The 17,912-nt window shown below is 48.2% G+C and carries 20 protein-coding genes; 11 read left to right on the forward strand and 9 right to left on the reverse strand.

From position 1 onward, the window contains the following. Positions 1-102: 102 nt before the first annotated feature. A complete protein-coding gene (locus tag ACKFKH_RS09945) occupies positions 103-1,092 on the reverse strand; it encodes an ABC transporter substrate-binding protein (RefSeq protein ID WP_446858121.1) in 990 nt (329 codons plus the stop codon). Positions 1,093-1,339: 247 nt separating this feature from the next. On the opposite strand from ACKFKH_RS09945, the gene ACKFKH_RS09950 reads away from it, so the two are divergent. Beyond that, positions 1,340-2,047, forward strand: a complete 708-nt coding sequence (locus tag ACKFKH_RS09950; protein ID WP_446858122.1) for a Uma2 family endonuclease — start codon at positions 1,340-1,342, stop codon at positions 2,045-2,047. Here ACKFKH_RS09950 and ACKFKH_RS09955 read toward each other — a convergent pair. The 4 genes from ACKFKH_RS09955 to folK all read right to left on the reverse strand — a co-directional run bounded on the left by ACKFKH_RS09955 (position 2,040) and on the right by folK (position 5,153). After that, on the reverse strand, positions 2,040-3,488 hold the full coding sequence (locus ACKFKH_RS09955) for an FAD-binding domain-containing protein (protein WP_446858123.1): 1,449 nt from the start codon (positions 3,486-3,488) through the stop codon (positions 2,040-2,042). The two genes, ACKFKH_RS09950 and ACKFKH_RS09955, sit on opposite strands and share 8 nt — an antisense overlap. A gap of 75 nt (positions 3,489-3,563) precedes the next feature. After that, positions 3,564-3,926 carry a four helix bundle protein gene (locus tag ACKFKH_RS09960; RefSeq protein ID WP_446858124.1) on the reverse strand — a complete coding sequence of 121 codons (363 nt, stop codon included), beginning with the start codon at positions 3,924-3,926 and terminating at the stop codon, positions 3,564-3,566. 112 nt (positions 3,927-4,038) lie between these two features. Further along, on the reverse strand, positions 4,039-4,593 hold the full coding sequence (locus ACKFKH_RS09965; protein ID WP_446858125.1) for an NUDIX hydrolase: 555 nt from the start codon (positions 4,591-4,593) through the stop codon (positions 4,039-4,041). Between the two features lie 62 nt (positions 4,594-4,655). Next, the gene (gene folK / locus ACKFKH_RS09970) at positions 4,656-5,153 is read right to left on the reverse strand and encodes a 2-amino-4-hydroxy-6-hydroxymethyldihydropteridine diphosphokinase (RefSeq protein WP_446858126.1); all 498 of its coding nucleotides are present in this window, start codon (positions 5,151-5,153) and stop codon (positions 4,656-4,658) included. A 100-nt stretch (positions 5,154-5,253) separates the two neighbouring features. On the opposite strand from folK, the gene ACKFKH_RS09975 reads away from it, so the two are divergent. The 3 genes from ACKFKH_RS09975 to ACKFKH_RS09985 all read left to right on the forward strand — a co-directional run bounded on the left by ACKFKH_RS09975 (position 5,254) and on the right by ACKFKH_RS09985 (position 11,556). Further along, entirely contained in the window at positions 5,254-6,678 is a 1,425-nt protein-coding gene (locus tag ACKFKH_RS09975; RefSeq protein WP_446858127.1) for a carotenoid oxygenase family protein, read from the forward strand. Between the two features lie 176 nt (positions 6,679-6,854). Beyond that, positions 6,855-8,954 (forward strand): S8 family serine peptidase, encoded by a 2,100-nt coding sequence (locus tag ACKFKH_RS09980; RefSeq protein ID WP_446858128.1) that lies wholly within the window; start codon positions 6,855-6,857, stop codon positions 8,952-8,954. A 433-nt stretch (positions 8,955-9,387) separates the two neighbouring features. Then, entirely contained in the window at positions 9,388-11,556 is a 2,169-nt protein-coding gene (locus tag ACKFKH_RS09985; protein WP_446858129.1) for a pentapeptide repeat-containing protein, read from the forward strand. 2 nt (positions 11,557-11,558) lie between these two features. Here the strand turns inward: ACKFKH_RS09985 and ACKFKH_RS09990 are convergent, their stop codons facing one another. The 3 genes from ACKFKH_RS09990 to ACKFKH_RS10000 form a co-directional block, all read right to left on the reverse strand. Next, complete coding sequence (locus ACKFKH_RS09990; RefSeq protein ID WP_446858130.1) at positions 11,559-12,008, reverse strand: hypothetical protein; 450 nt, start codon at positions 12,006-12,008, stop codon at positions 11,559-11,561. 214 nt (positions 12,009-12,222) lie between these two features. Beyond that, complete coding sequence (locus ACKFKH_RS09995) at positions 12,223-12,447, reverse strand: hypothetical protein (protein ID WP_446858131.1); 225 nt, start codon at positions 12,445-12,447, stop codon at positions 12,223-12,225. 556 nt (positions 12,448-13,003) lie between these two features. Continuing rightward, positions 13,004-13,348: an NfeD family protein gene (locus ACKFKH_RS10000; protein WP_446858132.1), complete on the reverse strand. Its 345-nt coding sequence runs from the start codon at positions 13,346-13,348 to the stop codon at positions 13,004-13,006. A 314-nt stretch (positions 13,349-13,662) separates the two neighbouring features. On the opposite strand from ACKFKH_RS10000, the gene fumC reads away from it, so the two are divergent. Further along, positions 13,663-15,063: a class II fumarate hydratase gene (gene fumC, locus ACKFKH_RS10005; RefSeq protein WP_446858133.1), complete on the forward strand. Its 1,401-nt coding sequence runs from the start codon at positions 13,663-13,665 to the stop codon at positions 15,061-15,063. A gap of 128 nt (positions 15,064-15,191) precedes the next feature. Here the strand turns inward: fumC and ACKFKH_RS10010 are convergent, their stop codons facing one another. Beyond that, positions 15,192-15,545 (reverse strand): hypothetical protein, encoded by a 354-nt coding sequence (locus ACKFKH_RS10010; RefSeq protein WP_446858134.1) that lies wholly within the window; start codon positions 15,543-15,545, stop codon positions 15,192-15,194. 289 nt (positions 15,546-15,834) lie between these two features. Here ACKFKH_RS10010 and ACKFKH_RS10015 point away from each other — a divergent pair, with 289 nt between their 5' ends. From ACKFKH_RS10015 to ACKFKH_RS10040, 6 genes are all read left to right on the forward strand, one after another. Next, a complete protein-coding gene (locus ACKFKH_RS10015; protein ID WP_446858135.1) occupies positions 15,835-15,987 on the forward strand; it encodes a hypothetical protein in 153 nt (50 codons plus the stop codon). Further along, the gene (locus ACKFKH_RS10020) at positions 15,988-16,392 is read left to right on the forward strand and encodes a Uma2 family endonuclease (RefSeq protein WP_446858136.1); all 405 of its coding nucleotides are present in this window, start codon (positions 15,988-15,990) and stop codon (positions 16,390-16,392) included. 188 nt (positions 16,393-16,580) lie between these two features. Beyond that, positions 16,581-16,865 carry a DUF433 domain-containing protein gene (locus ACKFKH_RS10025; RefSeq protein ID WP_446858137.1) on the forward strand — a complete coding sequence of 95 codons (285 nt, stop codon included), beginning with the start codon at positions 16,581-16,583 and terminating at the stop codon, positions 16,863-16,865. Positions 16,866-17,019: 154 nt separating this feature from the next. Beyond that, on the forward strand, positions 17,020-17,277 hold the full coding sequence (locus ACKFKH_RS10030) for an addiction module protein (RefSeq protein WP_446858138.1): 258 nt from the start codon (positions 17,020-17,022) through the stop codon (positions 17,275-17,277). Continuing rightward, positions 17,240-17,536: a BrnT family toxin gene (locus ACKFKH_RS10035; RefSeq protein WP_446858139.1), complete on the forward strand. Its 297-nt coding sequence runs from the start codon at positions 17,240-17,242 to the stop codon at positions 17,534-17,536. The genes ACKFKH_RS10030 and ACKFKH_RS10035 overlap by 38 nt, the downstream gene beginning before the upstream one ends. Beyond that, positions 17,523-17,822 carry a hypothetical protein gene (locus ACKFKH_RS10040; RefSeq protein ID WP_446858140.1) on the forward strand — a complete coding sequence of 100 codons (300 nt, stop codon included), beginning with the start codon at positions 17,523-17,525 and terminating at the stop codon, positions 17,820-17,822. The genes ACKFKH_RS10035 and ACKFKH_RS10040 overlap by 14 nt, the downstream gene beginning before the upstream one ends. The last annotated feature ends 90 nt before the right edge of the window (positions 17,823-17,912 follow it).

The raw sequence follows: 17,912 nt of genomic DNA on the forward strand, positions 1-17,912 counted from the left end.
TCTTCGCACACTAACGAGGTGATTCTAACAGCTAGTCCACGGAGGTGGACTTCGGTCTGATAGCCGCGAATTGATTCGCCAGGTCTATTTGATTCACAATCCTTAGCTGCGAATTTCATTCCAGAGTTGTACCCAGCGATCGTAGTTGGGGACGTTTTGCCACATCTTAATTTGCTGGTGTAGAGACAAGTCATCCATAAACAATTCTTTGGCTCGTTTTGCGCCCACGGCTTTGACTCCTAATTCAGTTGCACCCGAATAGCCTGTGACATCCATTACGCCTTTTTGGCCGTCTTCGCTCAGGATAAAGTCAACCCACTGATAAGCTGCGTCTGAGTTGCGAGAATTTTTGGAAATCATCCACGAATCTGTCCATCCGGTGAGCTTGCCTTTGGGCGTGACAGAAGCGATCGGGAATCCTTCAGATTTGAGTTGTGTGTAGGTCAACGGCCAGGCATGAGCTAGGACAATTTCACCCGATTGAAATAGGTTTGCCAATTCGCCAGCCGTTGTCCAAAATTTGCGGACATTGGGCCGTAGTTCCAACAGTTTTGCTTTCACGTCTGCCAGATCTGCGTCGGTGAGATTGTAGGGATCGTCTTTGCCCAACCATAATGCAACGTCAGCGATCGTCATCGGGTTGTCGGGCAGTGAGATTTTTCCGGCATACTTGGGATCAAACAGCACATCCCAGGATTGAGGTGCAGACTTGACTTTCTCAGTGTTGTAAAGCAGAACATTCGGCCCCCAGGCAAAGGTTACACCATAAGGTTTTCCGTCAAAGGTATTCCACTTTCCACCTTGAAATGAGTCAAATACAGTGCTGTAGTTTTGCAATTTAGTAGGGTCAATCGCTTGCACCAAACCCGCTTTGTACAACCGTTGAGTAATGTCTCCCGAAGCCGAAATTAGATCATAGGTACGTCCTTTTCCAGCGCGAAATTTGGCAAACATTTCATCGCTCGACCCGGCATAGGTGGCTTTGATCGTGCAGCCTGTTTTTTCTGCAAATTCTTTAGTAAATGATGAATCGGTGTAGCCTTCCCAGACGATCGCAGACAACTCACAAGTCGCCGCCTGCGCAGGTTTCATCGGTAAAAGAATTGAGAATAAGCTCACTAAGCCAGCGAATAAGACAATGCTCAAACGGTGCCACATAGTTGTTTCCCCTTGATCCAGATAACAGTAATGATCAACGAAGTCGATCGCTCAGTCGATAAACTTGAAAAAATGTAATATCGATCGCGCTTCTGAGCCACGACCGCAACAACATTGTTTTGACACGATCGCTGATAATAGAAGTCAACATAGAAATCAACCCGTTGCCAGGAAACGTCTTATGAATCTGACAGCGCAACAACTAGAGGCTCTGATGCCTGACGCAACTCAACTGTTGAGCGATGAGCCAGAGATGGAAAGTTCTTTGCACTATACGCAGCTTGCTCTGTTGGTGGCTTGTCTAGAGTTTTTGTGGCGCGATCGTAGTGACTTTTTTATCGGTGCCAATCTCACGATTTATTTCAGTCGTCAGCAGTTGAGAAACCGGGACTTTCGCGGGCCAGACTTCTTTCTGGTCAAGCAAACTGCCAAAGTGCCGCGCAATTCCTGGGTCACCTGGGAAGAAGATGGCAAATATCCCAACTTGATTATCGAGTTGTTGTCTATTTCTACTGCTGATACCGATCGCAATCTCAAGAAGACGCTTTACCAAGATCGCTTTCGGACTCCAGAGTACTTTTGGTTTTCACCAGAGAGCTTGGAGTTTGCCGGATTTCGGTTAGTGGGACACCAGTATCAACCCATTGCACCCAGTCAGAATAATTGGCTTTGGAGCCAAGAGTTAGACCTCTTTTTAGGAATCGAGAACCGCCAACTTCGCTACTTTACCGCAGACGGAAATCTAGTGCCGACTCCCGATGAAGCTGCAATTCAAGAACGTCAACGAGCAGAACAACTGGCTGAACAAGTTGCTCAAGCGGATGACCGTTCAAATCGACTGACTGAATACTTACGATCGCTTGGCATTGACCCCGACACGATTAGCTAACTTCTGATTTGTCGCCTGTGAGTTCTCTTTGCTGTTGATATTGTTGTTTAAAGTGGCGTTGTTGTTGGTTGTGATCGACGATCGGCGCGGGATAGTTGCAGCGATTGCGATCGTATTCCGAAATCGTTCCAGAAATGAGATCTTTCGTATCCACACTGCGAAGTTCTGGTAACCATTTGCGAATGTATTCTGCATTGGGGTCAAATTTCTTGGCTTGACTCGCAGGGTTAAAAATCCGCAATGGTTTAGGGTCCATGCCGCTGGATGCACTCCATTGCCAGCCACCATTATTGGCAGACAGATCCCCATCGTAAAGCCTTTCCATAAAGTACTTTTCACCCAATCGAAAATCAACCAGCAAATCCTTCGTCAAAAAGCTGGCTACGATCATTCGGCAACGGTTGTGCATCCAAGCGGTTTCATTCAGTTGACGCATCGCAGCATCGACGATCGGATACCCCGTCATCCCCTCACACCACGCCTGAAAATAATCCTCATTGTTCTCCCAGGGAAAGGTCTTTAGCACCTTGCGATAGGCACCCTCCGCCAACTCTGGGAAGTGATACATGACATCCTGATAAAACTCTCTCCAAGCGATCTCTTGCCGCCAGGTTTGAATGCTGGCTTGCGTTTCATCACTGCGGCTTTGCTCCATTGCGTTGATCGTTGCCGCCCAGACCGATCGCACCCCAATTACCCCAAACTTCAATGCAGCACTCAGGATCGAAGTCCCTGGATTAGCCGGAAAGTTGCGCTGTTCTTGATATTCGTTAATCGCCGATCGCGTAAATTCTTCTAATCGATCTTTGGCGGACTGTTCTCCGGGTTGCAGCATGAGCGGATTGTCCCACACAAAACCGAGATCCTTGGCGCTTGGAAGGGCGATCGTTCCGGCTTGTTTTGCAACCTCGATTTCTGGCTCCGTCAGACCTTCTACGTTTGCGAGATCAGGGGCGGGGGCTGCTTTGGGTTTGCTGTTCCAGTTTCGCCAAAATGGACTGTAAACAGTATAAGGCTCTCCCGATCCCGATTTGATGTCTTCGGGCGAGTGGAGGAGTTGATCCCAAAATGTTTTGACTTCGATGCTGGTCTGATTGAGGGCCTGAATGACGGTGCGGTCGCGATCGCGGGCATAGGGTTCTACATCGTAGTTAAAGAAGACAGCTTTGGCGTTGAGCGTCGTCGCCAGTCGGGGCAAGCCTTTTCGAGGGTCATCCTGCAAGATCAGAAGTTGGCTGCCTGCTTCGGCATACCGTTGTTGAAGTGACTGCAAACTGCCGATCAGATAAGTGACTCGCGCAGGCGCAACATCGATCAACAGGCTGGGATCAAGACAAAAAACGCCTACCACTTTGGTACTCTGTTGACGCGCAGTAGCCAACCCAATATTGTCAGAAGTTCGCAGATCCCGACGGTGCCAAAACAAGATTAGATCAGACATAAAGGAGACTTTAGACGTTGGACTGGGGACGTTGGACGGCAGACGGGAAGATGGTGGAGGGAAAATGTTTAGACTTTAAATTTTAGACTTTTCGATGAAGTTGATTAATCCTCTCAAAGTCTTAGTTGTGGAATCGTGTAGTGCTGAAAGGGGTTGGACGTGACTGCTGCTCAGGTAGCCTATTCTCTCAGAGAAGCCAATGTAATAGCCAACTTCTGCGAGAGATCCGAGCGCAATGTATAGGAATTGCAGGTACTCCTTCGTATGCTGGCGGGCTGCCCCTTCTACAATGTTTGCGGGAACTGAGACAGCCGATCGCCTAATCTGAGAGGTCAAACCGTAGGCTTCCGCTTTTGGAAAGTCACTGGTCGCTTTATAGAGAGCGATCGCCAAATCATCCGCCAACTGCCAAGCCCTAATTTTCCGATAATCCCGCATCATCTAGATCAAAGTCACAAACTCCTATCCAGAATTCACAAATCCCCACCAAAATCCCCACTCCAACGTCTTCCGTCCAGCGTCTCTTCCGTCTTCCGTCCAACGTCTTCGCCTAAACCCCTTCTAGAAAAGGTCGGGCCAGCATCAAGCTACAGATCGATCTTGCGTCTGAGATTGTGCCTTCCTGGATTGCTTTTTCGACTTCTTGAAGTGTCATCAAAACGGTTTCAATGTCTTCGTCGTCGTCTTGGTTGGGTGGATTTTCTAGCAATTCTAAATCGGTTGCCAAAAATGCGTAGATCACTTCATCTGAGTAGCCAGGTGCGAGAAAAAATTCGCCTAGCTTCTTCCACTGGCTTGCTTTGTAGCCGATTTCTTCCTGGATTTCGCGCTCGATCGTCTCTAGCGGATCTTCTCCTGGCTCAACGGTTCCCGCTGGAAATTCTAACAAACGACCCTGTACAGTAAAGCGATACTGCCGGGTCAAAACTAGCTTACCGTCAGGCGTAATGGGCACTGCAAGCGCGCCTCCCGGATGACGAATACATTCCCAGTCACCCTCTGCACGATTGGGTAACCGGAGCCGATTCACTTCAAAATTGAACTTGCGACCCTTATAGGAAAGGCGCTGTTTCAGGAGTTGAGGAGGTTCTGAACCCAGGGGCATGTGGTAAGGGGGGTGAGGGGTTTAAGGAAGGGAGGAGGGAGGAGGGAGGAAAAAAGAATGGGTTAGGTGAGTTTTTTAAGGTCGGAGGGGTCTAACATTTGGGCGAGTTGGGCGATCGCTCTTCCAGACACAGGTTCGATCCAGTCGGGGGCAATTTCGGCTAAGGGAACCAGCACAAAGGCGCGATCGGACATTCTGGGATGCGGGATTTTTAGATGAGCCGTGTTCAGGATTACATCATTAAACAGGAGCAGGTCTAAGTCAAGTGTCCGAGGCCCCCATTGTTCTTGGCGGATGCGTCCAAATTGAGTTTCGATACTGAGCAGGGTTTGTAGCAGTTGATCGGGGGTGAGCGTAGTTTTCAGCAGGGCGCAGCCGTTGAGGTAGTCGGGCTGAGGGGGACTGTCTGGCAGAGTGACGGCTTTGGTCTGATACCAATGCGATCGCGTTTCGACTTTGATCCCCATGCTGCGATCGAGCCTTTCTAGCGCAGCGTCTAAAATCAGTTGAGAGTCGCCTAAATTACTACCAAGGGCGATCGCGCAATCTACAAATTCCATTAATTTTTCATTAGACAAGAGACCTTAGACGTTGGACGAGAGACAAAAGTTTAACGTCTAAGGCCCACGCTAGACTAGAAGACTGATTTAGGAGACGATCGTGACCAGTTCCCTGACTAAGAAGACTTGGGCAAAGGCAATTTTACACACGGCAACCGGATTTGAGCCGACTCCTTTGGCGATTTTGTCTGGGGCCATTCCATCGGGCTTACGAGGATCACTTTATCGCAATGGGCCGGGGCGGTTAGAGCGGGGCGGACAGCCTGTAGGACATTGGTTTGATGGCGATGGGGCGGTGTTGGGCGTTCATTTTAGGGCGGCGGGTGCGACGGGCGTTTATCGCTATGTGCAGAGTGTAGAATTTCAGGAAGAAGAACGGGCGGGACGGTTTATCTATGGTGGCTATGGCATGATGCCGCCGGGGGCGATTTGGGAGCGGTTTAAGGCTACTAAGAATGCTGGAAATACGTCTGTGTTGGCGCTGCCCGATCGCCTCCTCGCTCTCTGGGAAGGTGGACACCCCTACAGCTTGGATCTAGAGACTCTGGAAACTCGTGGCTTTGATGATCTGGGAGGTTTGCCCAAATCGCTGCCGTTTTCTGCCCATCCCAAACGCGACCCTCAAACAGGGGACATCTACAATTTTGGCGTGAGTTTTGGCAAAACAGCAACGCTAAATCTCTATCGCATCAGTGCAAACGGAACGCTAAAACAAAGAAGCAGTACCGCTCTAGAGGGATATCCTTTACTGCATGATTTTGTGATGGCTGGGAAGTATCTCATCTTTTTTGTGCCGCCAACTCGCCTAAATCCTCTGCCCGTATTGGCTCGATTAAAAAGCTTTAGTGATGCGTTTTCGTGGCAGCCAGAGCGGGGAACTCAGATCCTTGTGGTCGATCGCGACACGCTAAAAGTCGTCAGTCAAGGTGAAACAGCCCCGTGGTACCAATGGCACTTTGGCAACGGTTATTTGGATACAGATGGAAACGCTGTTGTGAGCGTGGTGAAGTATGCTGACTTTAATACAAATCAGTATCTAAAAGAGATTGCTACAGGTGAGATTCAAACAATCGCAAAACCAACACTCTGGCAAATCCGAATTGATCCACACTCTGCAACAGTGCTGGAGATCACTGAACTGCTCGATCGTCCCTGCGAATTCCCCATTGTCAAGCCTCAAGAAGTCGGTCAGCCTGCACGATACACCTACTTATCGATTCATCGGTTGGGGGCGGATTTGGGGCAAGAAGTGTTTGGAGCGATCGCTCGTTTCGAGCAATCCACGGGAGCGTTAGTCGAAGCCAATTTGGGAGACAATCACTATCCAACGGAGCCAATTTACGCCCCCGATTCTGAAGATCTCGATCGCGGCTGGATTCTCACCATTGTCTATGATGGAGATCGCGATCGCAGTGAGGTTTGGATCTTTGATAGCGATCGCCTGGATGATTCTCCCGTCTGTCGTTTAGCATTGCCAGAAGTGATTCCTCTCGGATTCCACGGCACCTGGAAACCTGCTGTTTGATTAGAGAGAACGCAATCAATTTAGAATGCCTGTTCTTTTTCTCCCTAGAAGAGGTTAGAGAAGTGGCAACTGAGAATTGTTGCAGAAGTCCGATAAACTGAAGATGATTCGTTCCGTAGCCTGTCGTTTGGGCTGCGTAGTCACCAGGCATCAGACGCTTAAAGGAAGGGACTGCTATGACCAATCCACCTATTGAACCTCCCGCAAATGCCAGTGTTGCCGAAGAGAGTCGGGGCAAGATTCTTCAGCGCGGGGGCGAAGAGTTGGTGATCGAAAAGGTGAACGATCGCTTTGCAGTCCAGGCCAAATCTCAGCAACAGGTCGAAGATTTAGCCAAAAACATTTCCGCTGAAATCGATCCCCAAGCCGGGCCGCCACAGTTGACGGAGTTTGTGGTCAATCCTACGCAAAAAGATCAGGTGTTAAAAGAGGTGCGCGGATCGGATGCGGTCGATTATGCCAGCAATATTTATCAAATTAAAGACAATCCCGGTTCGCGTATTTACCTGACGAATGAGATCACGATTCAATTTGCGCCCTCTGTGAAAGCGGAAACGATGGCAGCGATCGCGACCGAGTTAGGACTGCAACAAGGGAAAACGATCGCTGGAATTCCCAATACGTTTGTCTTTCAACTGACTGCAAATGCGACCGAAAATCCGGTCAAGATTGCCAATCGATTAATCGCCAAAACAGAAGTTCTCACCGCAGAGCCGAATGTGATTGTGCAAAGTCAGGCGCACTATCGTCCCAAAGATCCGCTCTACCCCAAACAATGGCATCTCAATCACACAGGCGGTCAGGATTTAGCCGCCAATTCTCATGTGTTTGCCGAACAAGCCTGGGAAACCACGCGGGGAAGCCGTTCGATCGTCGTTGCGATCATGGACGATGGCGTTGATCTAAACCATCCTGACTTTCAAGGAGTCGGCAAAATCGTCGCGCCCAGAAACTTTAAGGAAGACACCTTCCTCCCGCTCCCTGACGAAACAGATGAAAATCACGGGACTTCTTGTGCAGGGGTTGCGGTTGCCGAAGAAAACGGATTTGGCACAGTGGGGGCGGCTCCCGGTTGTGCGCTAATGCCCATCAAAACCACAGGCTTTTTGGATGATGAAACGATCGAGGCGCTGTTTGATTGGGCGGTCACCAAAGGCGCATCGGTAATTTCTTGTAGCTGGGGGCCGAGTGCCGTCTATTACCCGCTTTCACTGCGACAACGAGCCGCGATTACACGCGCTGCCACCGAAGGACGGAATGGGAAAGGGTGCGTGATCTTATTCGCTGCGGGGAATGCAAACCGACCAACCAGCGGAACGATCAATGAATCAGGTTGGCAAAACAATGCACTCACTGGAAATACAAAATGGTTAGGCGGATTTACCGTTCATCCTGATGTGATTACCGTGTCTGCTTCGACAAGTTTGGGCAAGAAAGCAGCCTACAGCAATTGGGGGCCAGATGTTTCTATCTGCGGGCCCAGCAACAATGCGCCGCCGGGAGTTGGCTTGCCTGATTTGGGCTATGTCTACACGCCACCAGAGATCAGAAGTTCGCTGCGAGGATTGGGAGTGTTTACGACCGATCGCACCAACGCAGACGGCTACGATCAAACCAATTTCACCTCTGATTTTGGCGGGACTTCGAGCGCTTGTCCGTTGGTAGCTGGAGTGGCAGCCCTGGTGCTGTCGGCAAATTCTGATCTGACGGCTCAAGAAGTGCGGCAGATCCTTCAGCAGACGGCGGATAAAATTGTCGATGCTGACCCCGATCCGCAGTTTGGGTTACGCAAAGGGACTTATGAGGCGGGAGGACGTTCTGATTGGTTTGGGTATGGCAAGGTGAATGCTGCAAAAGCGGTGCAGGCTGCGACTCAGAGACGATCGATGTTGACGGCTTCGACGCGATCGCTTCAGCTTCAAAATACAACCAGCGTCGTGATTCCTGATAACAATGCTCAAGGAATTGTGAGTGTGATTCAAGTCAGTGATACGGCAGCTTTACGAGAAATACAGGTTGCGGTAGACATTGATCACACGTATTTGGGAGATATTTCGGTCACTCTAATCTCACCTGTGGGAACGTCAGTCACACTACAAGGGAGAACGCTGGGACGCAGAACAAAACTACAAACGATCTACACAATGCAAACCACGTCAACGCTGAGAAAGTTTTTAGGACAACAGACTCAGGGACGCTGGCAGCTAAAGATTGTAGATGCAATTCCGAATGATGGCGGAACGCTGAACTGGTGGAAATTGACGATCGGCGTGTAAAAGCAGGGAGTTTGGAGGGATGAGAATCAATCCGACACATTCCTTGCAAGATTAGAGAGCGTGATGAAGATCACCTGAATGGGGTTAGTTCAATCACTAGCTCTTAGATTTTTGTAACTAAAAATAAACTGGTAAGATAGTTTCCGTAAGATTACTGAGTTGAACAATCCGTTCTTCCAATAACTCGTGTAGAATCCCTGAGCTTTTACATCAACTTCAATGGTGCTTTTACTAAGTGACGATTACCCATGAAACCGATATTACACAATCCAGGCGCAAAGACAGTCTCCGCTTCAGAACCAGCAAGGCTCAACGTAAACCCCTTCCCACGCTCTCAGTTTTCACCCTCTAGCTGCAATCTGCGGGTGTCAGACCAGTAAAGCAGAACTCAGAAAAAAGCGCTTACGTGTGTACGTCCAACGATGAGAGGGATATGTGCAATCTGGAACCTGGCGGAGACTACGCGGGCCAAAACTGGCAACAGTATGATTTTCGGGGTGCTGATTTGAGAGAAGTCAACTTAAGTCGAGCCAATTTAAGAGGAGCCAACCTATGTGAGGCAAATCTGAGTCGAGCCAACCTGAGAGAAGCAGACTTGACCGGAGCCGACTTAACGGGTGCAACGCTAGTTCAAGCTAGTTTGCGTCGTGCTGATCTGGAGGACGCTACCCTAGACCACGCAAATTTAGAAGGAGCGGACTTGGGGGGAGCTAAACTTTATCGGGCAACCCTGCGAGAAGCGAACCTCAGCAGCACTCAAATGAAAGGTGTCAACTTGTACCGTGCCAACCTGTTTGAAGCGAATCTCAAGGGAGCAAACTTTCAAGGAGCCAAACTCGAAGCAGCCATTCTGACGGGCGCTGACCTAAGTGGGGCCCAACTCACTCGCACCAATCTGATTGAGGCTCACTTAGAAAAGGTTAATTTGACTCATGCAACCATGAACAATGCGGTGATGAATGGGGCTTGCCTTGATCGCGCCAATTTTCAAGAAGCCCAAGCACGCTGCGTCAAACTGTCAGGAGCTAAGTTGCGTCAGGCCAACCTTCGGGGTGCAAGCCTGAGACGCACTAATCTGACTCAGGCGGATCTCGACGGAGCGATTTTAAGCGGGACTGACCTCTCGAATGCGTTCCTCAAAGATGCCAATCTCACAGGCGCACGTTTGGAACGATCCGACCTCAGCGAAGCAAAGCTCAATCGGGCGAAGCTAGCGGGAGCGAACCTATTTGATGCGAAACTGACAGGGGCAAATTTGGAGGCGGCAAATTTAAGCGGTGCCAATCTCAGCTTTGCGATTTTGCATGGAGCATACTTGAGCCGCGCGGATTTGAGCAATGCCAACCTGAGTCACGCAAAACTTCGCCGCGCTCAACTTAAGGGAGCCAATCTCAGGGACGCAAACCTCGAAAACGCTGAACTACGAGGAACTGCCCTGGGATTTGCCACACTCCACCGCGCTAACTTGAATGGCGCTTTGCTCGAAGGAGCCGATTTAGCAGGAGCCGATCTGAGCTTTGCCATGCTTCGCGGAGCTTGTCTCAATCGGGCAAATTTAATGGCTGCCAACCTCGAAGAAGCTGATTTGAGTGGAAAAGGAACAAGGCTCAATGGGGCCGATCTCAGCGATGCCAACTTGCGGGGTGTCAATCTTTGTCAGGCCCGGTTGAGTGGAGTAGAGTTTACGTCTGTCAATTTGGAGAATGCAAATCTCAGCCAGGCATTTTTGCGACGGGCTGATCTCAGTGATGCCAATTTGACGGGTGCCAATCTGAGAAAAGCTGATCTGAGTCGAGCTTATCTAAGCGGCACAAATTTGACGGGAGCCGTGATGCATGAAGTGCGTTTGAGAGCCGCAAATTTGCTCAATGCAGTGCTGAAAGGAGCCGATTTGACGGATGCTTCTTTAAGCCGCGCCTATCTTAGCTATGCCGATTTTAGTGACGCAAATCTGACTCGATCGAATCTACGATCGACCAATCTAACTGAGGCGATCTGGACAAATACCCAAATGACCGATGCCACGATCGGAGAAAACCAAGGCCTATCCATTGCTCAAGAACAGCGATTTTTGAAGGCTGGGGCACGTTGTGAGCAGTCAGAATCGATCCGTCATTTAGAAGAAACCAAGAGCGACTTAGAAGATCGATTAGACAACCTTGAAACCGCCTTTGATTGCTCTCAAGAATTTCTCGATCGCCTTCTCAAACCCACCCTTAAAAAGCTTTGCGATCGCGGTCAAGAACCGCTTTTTCACTCTATTAATCACAACGTTGAAGCATTTGAACGTACCTTCAGAACTAAAGAAGCAGAGATTGAAAAGTACCAAACTCAAATCGATCAACTCAGCGAAGAGGATCTACAAATTGGATCGACTCGAATCAGAAAACTACTCAAAAAAATGCACGATCGCATTGTAGAACTCCGACGATACAAATTGATTTTTGAAGAGATGTGGATGAGTTCCGCTACGGAAGACGATCATGAACCGTCGAGAGAAACTATCATCATTGACGAAGGTTACTTTCGAGAAAAAGGCATTCCAGAAATTCATATTGAGGAGGGTTCAGAGATCGAAGCCATTGATGAAAGTGAAGATTAACTCTAATCCTCACCATCCTCTTCTTCTTTTGATTTTGTGTTGGATGATTTTGTGTTGGAGGATTGACCCTTCGGAAATAAATCGCGGGTAACCACGTAATAAAGTCCTGCAACGTCTGATACTAACCCAGCCAAAAGACCTGCCTGCATCGCTTCTGAGTAAGGCTTTAGGCCAAAAGCAGGCAAAGAAAGTAATGCCATGAGCCAAAAGGGAGCGATCGACATCGGGGCAACCAGAGATCCCAATATGATCATTCTTGCAGTCAAGCGATGCCTGAGTTCAAAACTTCTAGCCTGGTCGGCCGTCAAGGCATCTTTGCCGACACCATGTTCTTTAAGAAACTCATCGGTCGTCTGAGTCTTTTTGAGATCAGATGATATGATTTTGAACGAATTTTGGTCAATTCCAGCCAATCTGAGAAACTCTTCAGTTGTTATTTTTTCCGCCGCCATAGCCCCCCCTTATTTACAAAAAACCCCAGGAAAGCCACTCCTCACCTAACACTCAAGTCGAAGAAAATAGTAGCTTGGGAAATAGAATATTTACAAACAAATACTCTACAAGTAGTTTCCCAGCAATTAACTTAAGGTTGTTAAAGAAGACTAGCCCTCCTGGAATTTAAGGGGTTGAAAATAGGGGCAGTAAATCAAACTTGAGCGAGTTTTATTAGGGAATGACGATTTCCTTAATCACTCGATCGTCTTCTACCACTCCAAGACTGCGACCTTTCTTTTTTTCTTCATGGGCAATGCCATAAAGCGCCAGTCCAGTCCGCAAAACCTCCGCCATATTCTTTCCAGAATCGGTTGCCAACTCCTGAAGCAAATCGTAAGCTTCTGGAGCCAGGTCGAGGTTTAGCCGCTTTCTTTTCGTGAGCACTTTCTCAGCCATATACGTCCTTCTCTTGTTTCTACTGCGCGTACCCGTCAGAGCGTCACCAAGCATGACAAACACAAACTGGGAGAGGTTCTATCTTTCTGCGTTGCCCACACCCTGATTTAAGGGTAGGATTCCCAGAAAGATAATCTAAACTACAAGTCCTGAGTGTATTTTCAATAACGGACACACAAAACTTATACAAATATTCTATCCTGTGTTGCTTCTATGAAGAGAACAGCCTGCATCGGCAAATTCAAATCCTGGATGACCAATGCAGACTGAAGACATTCGACGGGTTACCTGCCTGAGTCGTCACACTCTGATGATTCGGCTAATCCGTCTTGTTTAGGCAGAGGGGCGACCCCGTGCAGGTCACTTGAAGAGATAGCGATTTGAGCCGTGTGGCTCTGAGGCTGGCAGCGTGGCGATCGGCGAACAGAAGCTGGATTTCTCAACTGATTGCGCTGATACCTGGGAAATGGATGCTTGCTCCATCTGTAGGGAAGGGCAGGATTGAGGGGATGACATTTGAGTCTGTATGAGCATTTGAGGTGCATATTGCCTCCACTTAAGCAGCATTGATGGATGGGTTGGCCCGTGAATTGCTGGGAGCGAGCGGTTCCACAATCAGAATAATGTTGATGCGATCGAGGACACGAATGGGGGTTCCGGGTAATAGGACAACATTGTATGGACAAGCTGCAAACCACCACGAGGCTTGATAACTGACTCTTCCAAGTTGATTGGGATAGATGGTCTCAGTCACAATTCCTTGTTCTTCGAGGTAGTTGAAACGTTGTACACCGATTGGCTGTTGTATACCTATTGATTGAGATGAGGAACCTTTGACCAGTCGTTGTACTCTCAGCGAAAACAAAGACCTCAAAAAGTTCAGTAGGGGATGGCTTTTCATTCCTGACTCCTTGCGATGAATCGCTTTTTTCAATGAACTCGTTGGCAACAGATATCGGGAGATTTACGCTAAAACCCTTATGAATTAAGGTGATTTTCAGCTTTTTTAGCACTCGCTCACCCGTCTTTTGTCTTCTCCCTGTGCTGCTGCGAGAGAATTCTTATGATGTCTTATTCAGCTCTTTTTACTGAATATATCAACATTAAATACATAAATTTACCTCATGTCAACCCTCTCATCCGAATTGTCCTGCACTCGCTCCTTGATCACCCCACAGCAGTAGGATCAAGAACGATGAACGCAGGAATGAGCTTATGTCAGACGCTGGATTAACTCGGAATGAGACGGATAGTATGGGGTCGATCGCTGTGCCAAACGATCGCTATTGGGGAGCACAGACGCAGCGTTCTTTGATGTATTTTGCGATCGGTCAGGATGTCATGCCGAGGGAGTTGATTCGGGCGTTTGGCATTCTCAAAAAGGCGGCGGCGATCGTGAATCATGATTTAGACAAACTGACTCAAGAGCAGGTCGATTTGATCGCGCAAGCAGCCGACGAAGTGATCGCAGGGAAATTGGACGATCATTTTCCGTTGAGCATTTGGCAGACGGGCAGCGGCACTCAGACAAATATGAACGCCAATGAGGTGATTTCTAATCGAGCGATCGAGCTTGCTGATGGTGAACTGGGTAGTAAAAAACCGATTCATCCCAATGATCACGTTAATATGTCTCAATCTTCTAACGATACGTTCCCCACAGCGATGCATATTGCGGCAGTGGAGACCATCACTCAGCGATTAATTCCGGTGATCGTCAAATTGCGAGATGCGTTGTTAGAGAAATCACAGGCGTATGATGACATTGTTAAAATTGGGCGAACTCACTTAATGGATGCCGTTCCGTTGACATTGGGGCAGGAATTTTCTGGATATGTGGCGCAGTTAAATCAAGCAATTCGACGTATCGAAGCAAACTTGCCTGAACTGTATGAACTGGCGATCGGAGGCACCGCCGTCGGCACTGGGTTGAATACTCATCCTGAGTTTGCAGCGCGATCGGCAGCAGAAATCGCGAAACTCACCCACTTACCCTTTGTTAGCGCCCCCAATAAGTTTGCGGTCTTAGCGGGACATGATGCGATCGTATCCACCAGTGGCACACTCAAAACGTTAGCCTGTGCCTTGATGAAGATCGCCAACGACTTGCGCTGGATGGGGTCTGGGCCGCGCTGTGGACTGGGCGAATTGATTCTCCCTGCGAACGAACCCGGTTCCTCAATTATGCCGGGAAAGGTGAATCCGACACAGTGCGAAGCGATGACGATGGTGTGTGTGCAAGTGTTAGGAAATGATGCCACCATTGGATTCGCAGGCAGTCAAGGCAATTTTGAGCTAAATGTATTTAAGCCTGTCTTAATTCATAACCTTTTACATTCCGTTCGCATTCTTTCTGATGCTTGTTCTTCGTTCACCGATCACATGATTGTGGGTATCGAACCGAATCGCGATCGCATTGCTCAGTTTCTCAATGACTCATTAATGCTAGTGACTGCGTTGAATCCCAAAATTGGCTACGACAAAGCGGCCCAAGTCGCCAAAAAAGCCTATCAAGAGAATTCTACGTTGCGCGAAGCTTGTATTGCACTAGAGTTTTTGACGGGTGAGGAGTTCGATCGCTTTGTGCGCCCCGAAGAGATGACCCACCCGTCGTAAAACAATGTGAATTTGATGAAACCTTTCGCTGCGGTTGTTAATCTAGACAGCCCCCTAAATCCCCCACGAGTGAGGGACTTTGACTTTCAGAACTCTCATTGGAGACAGATGAGAAAACTATTCATCCCTCATCCCTCATCCCTCATCCTTCTCTTTGACAACACACTCATCACCTCTTGCGAATTGGGAATCGGTAAAGGACGACTCCAAGTAGCCGCTTCTGCAAATCCCCTAGCGTGTAAGTTGCGAATCGTGTCGCTCAAGCCGTCGGGAGAACTAATTAACAACATCAAAACGCGCTCCCAGGCAGGGTCGTAGGGATTGGGACAAATCAAAGCAGCCCGATTAAGCAGTGATTCTTCGTTCATTGCAATAGTTCTAATTGTTGAAATTGTGGTTGGAATGACAATTGGAAATCGGGCGATCGCTCCCAGAATTTCTCCTAGACGATCGCCCAGACCCAAGACTTGATCGCCCCGCACACATTACAAATCAGGGCAACTTGAGGAGTGGTAAAATACTCCGTTAGCCGCCAGACTGGGTAAATCAGTTTGGGAGGTTAGCTGTCCGGGATTGTTGCTCGCAGTCTCGGATAGCGTCAGCGACTAGAATTTGGATCAGTTAGGGCTACTAAATCTCTTCAGAAAAGTAACCTTAATTTGTGAGAATACACGGATTGATTGCTGTCGTCAAGCATCCAATTTCGATTCATCACAGAACAATGAACGATAATGAGAATGCTCCAACTTATTAAATTGCTGAGGTGAAACGATGCCTCTAACGATCGCCGATTTGCAGGCATTTCAGAGCCAGTATCCCGACTATCAACTGGAACTGGTCGAAGGAAAAATTGTTGTAATGAGTCCATCTGACTTTATTTCTGAGGAAATTATCGCTCGGTTAGTCACTTTTCTAAATATCTGAGTGCTACCGCGAAAGCTGGGACGAGTGACGGGTTCTGGGGCTGGTTTTATTATGCCGAATTTAGATCTACGGGCACCGGATGTTTCATTTGTGCGGGCAGATCGGCTGCGGCGGAGTCCCCGATCGTTTGTCGACCTGGTGCCCGATTTGGTGGTTGAAGTGCGCTCTGCCAGTGACACTATGAAACCGCTCAGAGAGAAGATTCAAAAGTTTCTAGAACTCGGCGCACAGGTTGGAATTTTTGTTAACCCAGATAAACACGAAGTTGAAATTTATCGCCCCAATTCTGATGTTGTTGAAATGTTGCGAGATGGCGATACGTTAACAATTCCAGAGTTGCTACCAGGTTGGGAAGTTGCAATCACAGAATTGTGGTCGCCTGTGTATGAAGAAAATGGGCAATGAATACTCGTCAGGTAGCCTTTTAGAAAATAAGTTGAAGGAGCAGCCTTGATGTCTCATACCAAATCCACTAGTTACTGATACAGATCCTCGCCCCCTAAATCCCCCATTTTGGGGGACTTTGAAACGGCTTCCCTGATAGGTTCTTTTCAAATCTAAGAGATAGAAATCGGTTAATTAACTGATTTTTTATGAGTATCATCTGTTGGTTGATTTGGTATCAAGCACTAGATTGGCGAGAATATATTCATTCCAACTCCAAGATTCTTCTGGGCAAACCTGTCGTTAAAGGAACACGGCTATCTGTGGAGTTTATTTTAGGTTTGTTTGCGGCTGGGTGGACTGAGCAGCAGGTTTTAGAAAATTATCCGACTCTGACTGCTGAGGCGATTCGGGCTGTGTTTTCGTTTTCGGCTGAGGGCAAACCGATTCCTGAACCGAAATATCGCCCTGCCATTTACCAAGCAGCTTCTTAACCACAATGATCGAGCCTTCCTGAGCGATCGCCCTTCAGATTTGCGGCGATAATTGTGGAGAGCGATCGACGGTCATAAACGCTGTAGAACTGATTGGTAGGAGCATCTTTAACAGCACACTGTTAGACTACAAGTAAAATTCAGGAGTGGGGTCATGAAGTCGATCGAAGAACTCACCGAAGAACTCTTATCTCTACCCAGTGCATCCAGAGCGCTTTTGGCTGAGAAGCTGGTAGAAAGCTTAGAATTTGACACTGATTTGGCAATTCAAACCGCGTGGATTTTGGAGGCAAAGCGGCGACGGAATGAAGTCAGAAATGGAAGCGTTCAAACCATTGCGGGAGAAGATGCTTTGGCGCAGGTAAGGCAAGATCATGAACGTCAGTTACACTTTACACAAGATTCAATTTGAATGGGACAGCAATAAAGCATCGTCAAACTTCATCAAACATAGGGTCAATTTTGAGACAGCTTGCGAAACATTTTTTGATCCGTTTTTACAAGTCGAAGACGCTGGCTACATTGATGGTGAGGAGCGAGAAGCTGTCATAGGAGTCACTGTAGATTGGCGCTTGCTTTATGTGGTGTATGTCCTTCGAGAAGATATAATTCGGCTCATTTCTGCACGGTTGGCAACTAACTCAGAGAGAATTCGCTATGAAGATCAATGATTTGAAGCAGCGATTGAGAAAGGATCGCCCAATGATGACGATTCAGTTGAGTGTTCCAGAGGATGTTGTGGAAGATTTACAGCGCATTGCACCTCAGCTTGGCTTTTCTGGCTATGAACCTCTGATTCGAGCTTACATTGGGCAGGGTTTACGGGCGGATCTTGAGCGTTTTGATCAAGATTTTGAGCTATCGAATTTGGTTGAGAGTTTGCGGCGGCATGGCGTGAGCGATGAGGTGATTGCTACGGCTGTTGCTGAAGCAAAGGGCAAGATAGACGCAGCTTAAAGTCTCGATCGTGACAACGCCTCCTCACAGCGATCGCCCTTCAGGTTTGCGGTGATAATTGGGGAGAGCGATCGTCTCAAAATTTACACC

Source organism: Phormidesmis sp. 146-20, from assembly GCF_052939475.1.

Coding starts and splice junctions, on each gene's coding strand:
- ACKFKH_RS09995 (WP_446858131.1), bottom strand. CDS start 12,447: ATGGCTGAGAAAGTGCTCACGAAAAGAAAGCGGCTAAACCTCGACCTG.
- ACKFKH_RS10040 (WP_446858140.1), top strand. CDS start 17,523: ATGAAGATCAATGATTTGAAGCAGCGATTGAGAAAGGATCGCCCAATG.
- ACKFKH_RS09945 (WP_446858121.1), bottom strand. CDS start 1,092: ATGAAACCTGCGCAGGCGGCGACTTGTGAGTTGTCTGCGATCGTCTGG.
- ACKFKH_RS10015 (WP_446858135.1), top strand. CDS start 15,835: ATGCCTCTAACGATCGCCGATTTGCAGGCATTTCAGAGCCAGTATCCC.
- fumC (WP_446858133.1), top strand. CDS start 13,663: ATGTCAGACGCTGGATTAACTCGGAATGAGACGGATAGTATGGGGTCG.
- ACKFKH_RS09950 (WP_446858122.1), top strand. CDS start 1,340: ATGAATCTGACAGCGCAACAACTAGAGGCTCTGATGCCTGACGCAACT.
- ACKFKH_RS10030 (WP_446858138.1), top strand. CDS start 17,020: ATGAAGTCGATCGAAGAACTCACCGAAGAACTCTTATCTCTACCCAGT.
- ACKFKH_RS09965 (WP_446858125.1), bottom strand. CDS start 4,593: ATGCCCCTGGGTTCAGAACCTCCTCAACTCCTGAAACAGCGCCTTTCC.
- ACKFKH_RS09955 (WP_446858123.1), bottom strand. CDS start 3,488: ATGTCTGATCTAATCTTGTTTTGGCACCGTCGGGATCTGCGAACTTCT.
- folK (WP_446858126.1), bottom strand. CDS start 5,153: ATGGAATTTGTAGATTGCGCGATCGCCCTTGGTAGTAATTTAGGCGAC.
- ACKFKH_RS09990 (WP_446858130.1), bottom strand. CDS start 12,008: ATGGCGGCGGAAAAAATAACAACTGAAGAGTTTCTCAGATTGGCTGGA.
- ACKFKH_RS10035 (WP_446858139.1), top strand. CDS start 17,240: ATGAACGTCAGTTACACTTTACACAAGATTCAATTTGAATGGGACAGC.
- ACKFKH_RS09980 (WP_446858128.1), top strand. CDS start 6,855: ATGACCAATCCACCTATTGAACCTCCCGCAAATGCCAGTGTTGCCGAA.
- ACKFKH_RS09960 (WP_446858124.1), bottom strand. CDS start 3,926: ATGCGGGATTATCGGAAAATTAGGGCTTGGCAGTTGGCGGATGATTTG.
- ACKFKH_RS10025 (WP_446858137.1), top strand. CDS start 16,581: ATGAGTATCATCTGTTGGTTGATTTGGTATCAAGCACTAGATTGGCGA.
- ACKFKH_RS09985 (WP_446858129.1), top strand. CDS start 9,388: ATGTGCAATCTGGAACCTGGCGGAGACTACGCGGGCCAAAACTGGCAA.
- ACKFKH_RS10000 (WP_446858132.1), bottom strand. CDS start 13,348: ATGAAAAGCCATCCCCTACTGAACTTTTTGAGGTCTTTGTTTTCGCTG.